This window comes from Kovacikia sp. CALU 1929, assembly GCF_056784235.1.
In genome coordinates, this window is record NZ_JBXBCF010000061.1 from 129,479 (window position 1) to 136,813 (window position 7,335).

A 7,335-nucleotide genomic window follows, 5' to 3' on the forward strand; every position below is an offset into this window, starting at 1 on the left:
ATGTAGCCTCCAAGTCAAGTCAAGAGAATAAGCATTCGATACTTCGCTAGAAACAATAGGTCTGAGCAAAGACGAGCCTATTAAACATTCAAAAATTGCAGGTGCAACATATTCAAATTGAACAACCGATTACTTTACGCGGGAGTGATAGAGCCTATATACGCGGGAGTGATAGGGTAATCTGTACGCTGGAGTGATAGAGGAAAAGGCATAGCTGCGCGGGAGTGATAGAGTTTACTGTACGCCGGAGTGATAGAACAAGCCACGCAAGCATCGTGCAACAAAAGACAAACTGAAAGGCAAGATTTAAACTCTACGCGGGAGTGATAGGGCAATCTATACGCGGGAGTGATAGAGAAAGTCCCATTTATACGCGGGAGTGATAGGGCAACTTATACGCCGGAGTGATAGAACTAAAACTACAAAACATACGCCGGAGTGATAGAGAAAGTAGGGACTTATACGCCGGAGTGATAGAGTTAATCCCATTTATACGCCGGAGTGATAGGACAGAGCCGATAGGGCATAGAGTCAAAACCATAAAACATACGCCGGAGTGATAGAGCTACTCATGATCGATGGAGAAGGATCATGTAGAATTCAGTCCATTCATTGCAGTCCTTGATATATGCCCCCCACGAACAAAGCACTAACATTTCCAGTTGATGGGCAATTGCTGATGGTAATGCCCAGAGCAGGGGCATCAGTAAACAACCCAGACGTGCGCTTACCCATTCTGCGTTCCGATGGGGATGGATACTATCTGGAATTGAGAGTTGAGAGCGATGCCACTGATTCCGGCGAGGTCGCGGTTACCCGCCGAGTTCCTCTAGAAGATCTAACTACGGATGAGTGGGAAGAGCTAAAGCAAGAGTATGAAAGCCTGGATCTGGAAACTCTGGTAGACCGGGGAATTGGCAAAGGGCTAGAAAAGATTCAGGATCGCAAGATACAGCGGCTGTTCATGGCGCTTCTGACCTTTCTCAATCCTCGTCAGGTCGGCATCGTGTTATATCTTTACAAACTGGCTGCGGAACAGCACAATGGTCCGATTGTTACCTTTCGCTCCAATGACTTGCTGGAAAGTCTTGGTTATTCGCGCACCAAGGGAGGAAGCTTTCATGCCAAGGTAAGGTCTCAACTGAACCGCGATCTAGTGTCCCTCCACCGGGTAGAACTGGTTTTAGCGAAATCACTCCGGGAAGGCAATAAGATCGGGGCAGAGGTTGTGATCAAAAGCGTGCTCCGGATTAAAAGCTTTAAGGTTGAAAATTTGTCACGGGAGTTTGACCTGGCGAAAGCTGCCGACTATACCTATGAATTAGCCGATTCCTATACAGTCTCTCTGGAGTTCTTTGATGGACCCAGCCGTACAGGCGACTATGTTTTATTTGCCAGTGATATTGACATTACTCAAAAGCTGGGCAGTAATGCCAAAAATGACTACAGAACCAAGCTGCTCATCTATCTTGCCAGCCGTTTGAAATGGGATTCGCCCCAGGATGGGCAGTATTTGAGTGTCTCTAAGCAGTACCTGTTCAAAAACCTTGACCTGTTAGGGAGCAACTCTTCGCGGAACAATCAGATTTTTTGGCGGACAGTGGAAGAATTACAGAAAGGCGGGTATATTCTGGGTGCCCAGGAATTACCTGGAAAGCGTAAATCGCCTACAATTCAGTTCCAGATCAATCCTGAAAAACTAAATTCCAACACTTCGACTTAATTACGATCCCTATTACCTGTGCTAGTATCTGGAAAACTCTTGTTTAACTAAATCCTAATGGGCAAGGTTCTGGTGCTCAATGCTTCCTACGAACCGCTCAACATTACGAGCTGGCGTAGAGCTGTTGTCTTGTTAATTAAGGGAAAAGCAGAGCAGGTTGAACATAATGGCAAGTATGTTTATTCTGGTTTTCCCCTGCCTACGGTGATCCGGCTGCGCCATTATGTTCGGGTGCCCTACAAAGAAATTCCGCTGACCCGCCGCAACCTCTTGCATCGAGATAGTCACTCCTGTCAGTACTGTGGCTATGCAGGGGAAGACCTGACCCTCGACCATGTAATTCCGCGATCGCGCGGTGGTGGCGATACCTGGGAGAACATTGTAACTGCCTGTGTCCGTTGTAATGTCAAGAAAGGAAACCGGACTCCCAAGGAAGCGAGTATGAACCTACACGTTTTGCCTCGAAAACCTTACAGTGGGCTATACTTTGAAGTCACCAAACATCTTAAAAATGGTGTCAACCAGGAATGGCGCAAATATGTTATCGGTGTGTGACCCCTCTGTACTGAAATGCGGAGGGGTTGTTTTGTCAGGGTCATAACTTGTTGACAATTGACTCATAGCCAAAGCCACGGATGGTCATAGCAAAGCCTATCCAAAAACTTCCTGAGTCTGGTGTTGGGCTTTGTCAGTTAAGCTTTTTCGGATAGGCTTTAAGTGGGCTGTGCAATATCTCTCTGTTGGGATACTCACTTTGGCTTATGACGATTTCCAAGTTTTTTGCGAAGATCGGAAATAGCACCTTATCGCATCTAAGTGCTGGCTTCTACCAGAGATCTGACTGCGATTGGGTAGATTTCTCGCCGCACTTAACTTTCATTGGTTCACTATGCAAGACTCGCTCACACCCCTTGAGGGGATACTGACAGCACCAGAAGCAAACCAAATTGATTCTCCTGCCCACGCTACCATCCTTCACCCCAGCGCTCTTAAGCCAGTGGCAAAGTCCATCTCCCAATCCCAGAGTTTGCCTGCCCAGCCATTTGGCTATGATGTTCCCCGTTCTTTGGAGCAGAGCCAGAAGGTCGAAGCTTTGCGACAAACACTGGAGCGGCACCGGGGAGAACGGCAAATTGTGGTTTTGCAAGATTTTCCTGACCCAGATGCCCTTGCTTCTGGTTGGGCTTACAAATTGATTGCACAAAAGTTTGAAATTCAATGCGATATCGTTTATGCGGGTACCGTTAGCCACCAAGAGAATATTGCGCTGGTTAAACTAACGAGCTTACCTGTGCAGCGCTGGTCATTGCCAACGCTGAAGAGCCGTGACCTTTCCGTATATCACGGTTGCGCTTTAGTAGACAGCCAGGGAACTACCTGCGGACTGGTACCGTCTCTGCTTCAGGCGGGAATTCCGATCACGGTTGTCATTGACCATCACAGTATGCAGGAAGACACGAAGGCTGAGTTTGTGGACATTCGTCCCTACACTCGTGCCACCGCAACGATCCTGACCCAATACCTCCAGGCAGGACTGCTGAAGCTGGATAGCAACTCCAGTGAACACATGAAGTGCGCTACTGCCTTAATGCACGGGTTGCGCTCTGACACCAATGCCTTGAGGCAGGCACAGGAAGAAGACTTTCTGGCAGCCGCCTATCTGAGCCGCTATTACGATGCCCAGTTGCTCAATGCGGTGCTTCAGTCGTCTCGCTCTCGCCAGGTGATGGATGTGATTGAGCGATCGCTCAAGAACCGCATCGTTCAAAACAACTTTTCGATTGCGGGGGTTGGCTACCTGCGGTATGACGACCGGGATGCCATTCCCCAGGCAGCGGATTTTCTAGTGACGGAGGAGAACGTTCACACGGCAGTCGTTTACGGCATCGTCCACGATGAAGACGAAGACCTGGAACTGGTGGTCGGTTCCCTGCGAACCAATAAGATCACCCTTGATCCCGACGAGTTTATCAAAGAGGCCTTTGGACAGGATACCCAGGGGCGGTTCTTTGGTGGTGGGCGATCGCAGGCAGGTGGATTTGAGATTCCCCTGGGTTTTCTCTCTGGCTTCACTGAAAGCGCTGAGTACGCCAAGATGAAGTGGAATGTTTTCGATACCCAGGTGAAACAAAAGCTCCTGCGTCTGGTCAACCCAGAGCAGCACTTTCCCAATGGGATGAGCTAATCGAAAAGCGAAAGGATGAAGGCTAAAGTGTAGATAGATTTGATCCTTCGTCCTTTCGCTTTCACCCTTTCTAATATGGCAGCGCTTGAACTCTACTTGATTCGCCACGGGCTGGCAGGGGAACGGGGCACCTACACCAATGATGATGAGCGCCCTCTAACAGAAGAGGGCAAGAAAAAGACCCGCCAGATTGCCCAACGGCTGCTCGATCTCAATCTACAGTTTGACTTGATACTGACCAGCCCCCTGGTGCGGGCGAAACAAACCGCAGAAATATTGCTGCAAGCTGGTCTGAGCCAGCAGCTAGAGGCGGCGGACTATCTGGCTCATGCCGGTCAGATTGAAGACTGGTTGGACTGGCTCCCGACATGGCAGCAACCCCAAAACCCTTGCCTTGCCCTGGTAGGGCACGAACCCGACCTGAGCGAATGGGCAGAAATTTTACTCTGGGGTACCGCCCAAGGCGTTCTGACCCTTAAAAAGGCAGGCATTGTCGGTCTCACCCTGCCAGAAAGCGGTTCTCCCATTGGCAACAGTCAGCTATTCTGGCTCACACCACCCCGATTTTTGATTGGGTAAACAGAGGCGGAGGCACGGGGTGCGGAGGGTGAACAAGCCATACTGCCGCCTGACCACCACCAACCGACAACTATCCAGGCTAAACCATACAGTTGGATGAGCCTGAAAGGGAAAAAATCAGGAATCCTGAAGATAGATCCCTTTGAAATGGTGGATGAATTTGAGCGTCAATCAGTTGCCCATGTTACGAGCCTTGCGATCGCGCAACTATCGGCTCTTTTTTGCAGGTCAGGGAATTTCCCTCGTCGGTTCCTGGATGACCCAAACCGCAACCATCTGGCTGGTCTATTCCATGACCCACTCAGCCTGGTTGCTGGGAGTGGTGGGGTTTGCCAGTCAGTTTCCCAGTTTTTTGCTAACGCCGGTTTCTGGAGTGTTGATTGACAAGTGGGATCGCCACCGAACCATCCTCATTGCTCAAGTGCTGGCAATGAGCCAGTCCTTTGCTCTGGCATTTCTGGCAATGACCCATACTATCCATATCTCTCATATCATTGTCTTGAGCCTGTTTCAGGGATGTATCAATGCGTTTGATATGCCTGCCCGACAGGCGTTTGTTGTGAAGATGGTCGATCACAAGGATGACCTGAGTAACGCGATCGCCCTCAACTCTTCTCTGTTCAGCAGTGCCCGCTTGCTGGGTCCGGCGGTGGCTGGGTTTGCGATCGCCGCCTTTGGGACGAGCACCTGCTTTTTGATCGATGGTGTTAGCTACATTGCCGTCATTATTGGGCTGCTGGCGATGAAATTACCCCGTGAAGCTGTGGTTACTCTTCCCAAACGGGGCAACCTCTGGCAGGAGATGAGAACCGGGTTTGACTATGCCTTTGGGTTTCAACCGATTCGTGCAATTCTGGCGCTTACTGCCCTGACCAGCCTGTTTGGCATGCCCTACATTACCCTGGTGCCTATCTTCGCTAGTGAGATTTTACACGGGGGACCTGAAACCCTGGGGTTGTTAATGGCAGGTTCTGGTCTGGGAGCGTTGATTTCGGCGGTTTACCTGACCTCCAGACCCAATGCCCGTGGGTTAACCAAAGTGATTGGGTCTGCTACGGCTTTCTTTGGCATTGCCTTGATGATCTTTGCTTCCTCTCAGGTGCTCTGGTTATCGTTGCTGTCAACATTAATGATGGGCGTGACCCTGATTTTGCAACGCATTTCAGGCAACACTATTTTGCAAACCATCATCGATGAAGACAAGCGCGGTCGAGTGATGAGTTTTTACATCATGTCGTTTACGGGTATGGCAACCTTTGGCAATCTAGTAGCTGGGTTCCTGGCTAGCCGAATTGGTGCTCCTCAAACGCTGGCTATCAGTGGTTTCGCCTGTGTCCTGGGGGCACTTCTGTTTATTTATCAACTCCCAACCCTGCGCCAGAACATCCGCCCGATCTATCAGAGAATTGGGCTGTTGCCGCAGGTGGATGGGAGGGGGTGAGGTGGGGAGTGCGGAGTAGATGGGCGTTCTGGCTATCTCATCCACGTAACCCTCCCCTTCGATTCAGGAACTCCAGCCATTGGCTCTGAAATGAGTATCTAAAATTTCTTTGCACAGAGCAGTGATCTGGCTAGGAGTGACCTGTGATAGGAACTCAGTCAAACAGTGATTTCACACACTACAGATTTCATATTGACCTTTCTCTTTGAATCCCTACCATCTGACACCTGACACCTTTGAAATCAATCCGGGCGATCGATTCGATTGACAAACACAGCCAGTAAAGCCTCGTAGATTGGGTTGACGACAGGAAACCCAACAACTTCCCTGTTATATTGACTCCTCTGTAGCCCATTCTAAGCCTATCGGTTACAGGTCAATCTATGCACTACCGCCGCGCCAAAACTCCCGGTGCCAGCTACTTCTTCACGGTTGTCACTTATCAACGCCAACCCCTATTCCACACCCCTCAAACCGTCGATTTACTGCGTACCGCCTTTCGCACCGCCAAAACCAAACACCCCTTCATTATTGATGCGATGGTTGTCCTCCCTGACTACCTGCACTGCATCTGCACATTACCCCAAGCAGATGCCGACTTCTCCACCCGTTGGCGCTTGATTAAAAGCGAATTCAGCCGCCATTGTCCTCAAAAATACAAACATCAACGCTCACAATCGCGCCAGAGCAAAGGAGAGCAAGCCATTTGGCAGCGGCGATTTTGGGAACATCACATTCAGGATGAATCCGATTTAATTCGCCATATTGATTATATTCATTACAACCCGGTGAGTCATGGATTAGTTGAAGCGCCGAAAGATTGGATATATTCAAGTTTTCATCGGTTTGTCCAAGCTGGCGTTTATCCCTCTTGAATCACTTTCGAGAAAGCAAATCTAGTCAAAAATGCTGAAGCTCCTATACGGCTTGAGTCCTAGCATATACAGCTTATTTCCGATATTTCAAAATCTTTGACAATGAAGCGTATATGCCAGACAGCAGAGGGTGAAAGACTTTCAGCGTTTTGCCTGGATTTTACTTTAACTAGAGTGACACATGAGGGTTATACAGAAGAGTGGGGTGCAAATGAGAAGATGGAGTTTCCTGGTTGGATTGGTAAAGAGTGAGGATGTGCCGATGGGTGTTGGGTTGACGACAGGAAACCCAACATTACCAATACGCAAAAGGGTACGATTCAACTGTATCTTTGCACTCTTATTCATACAATCATTGATTGCTGCAAAGCTTATGGTTGTTGGGTTTCGTGAACTCAACCCAACCTTGTATCTTTCGAGAGTAGGTAGCCCGTCCCAACCGAGGTGAAAAAAACGCCGTTCCGTAGCGCGGGTCGCCAGTATCGTAAAAAAGCGCCTAGTAGACTGCACCCAACTGGTGTCAGACACCGCT

Annotated in this window: 6 protein-coding genes; all 6 read left to right on the forward strand. The window is 49.3% G+C overall.

Features of this window, described 5'->3' with window-relative positions:
* Window positions 1–628: 628 nt before the first annotated feature.
* The gene (locus AC1S52_RS10075) at window positions 629–1,723 is read left to right on the forward strand and encodes a hypothetical protein (RefSeq protein WP_482028862.1); all 1,095 of its coding nucleotides are present in this window, start codon (window positions 629–631) and stop codon (window positions 1,721–1,723) included.
* A 57-nt stretch (window positions 1,724–1,780) separates the two neighbouring features.
* Window positions 1,781–2,278, forward strand: a complete 498-nt coding sequence (locus AC1S52_RS10080) for an HNH endonuclease (RefSeq protein ID WP_482028863.1) — start codon at window positions 1,781–1,783, stop codon at window positions 2,276–2,278.
* A 334-nt stretch (window positions 2,279–2,612) separates the two neighbouring features.
* A complete protein-coding gene (locus AC1S52_RS10085; protein ID WP_482028864.1) occupies window positions 2,613–3,908 on the forward strand; it encodes a DHH family phosphoesterase in 1,296 nt (431 codons plus the stop codon).
* Window positions 3,909–3,983: 75 nt separating this feature from the next.
* Entirely contained in the window at window positions 3,984–4,487 is a 504-nt protein-coding gene (sixA, locus tag AC1S52_RS10090; protein ID WP_482028865.1) for a phosphohistidine phosphatase SixA, read from the forward strand.
* Window positions 4,488–4,641: 154 nt separating this feature from the next.
* Entirely contained in the window at window positions 4,642–5,928 is a 1,287-nt protein-coding gene (locus AC1S52_RS10095; RefSeq protein WP_482028866.1) for an MFS transporter, read from the forward strand.
* 383 nt (window positions 5,929–6,311) lie between these two features.
* Entirely contained in the window at window positions 6,312–6,803 is a 492-nt protein-coding gene (locus AC1S52_RS10100; RefSeq protein WP_482028867.1) for an REP-associated tyrosine transposase, read from the forward strand.
* Window positions 6,804–7,335: the final 532 nt, after the last annotated feature.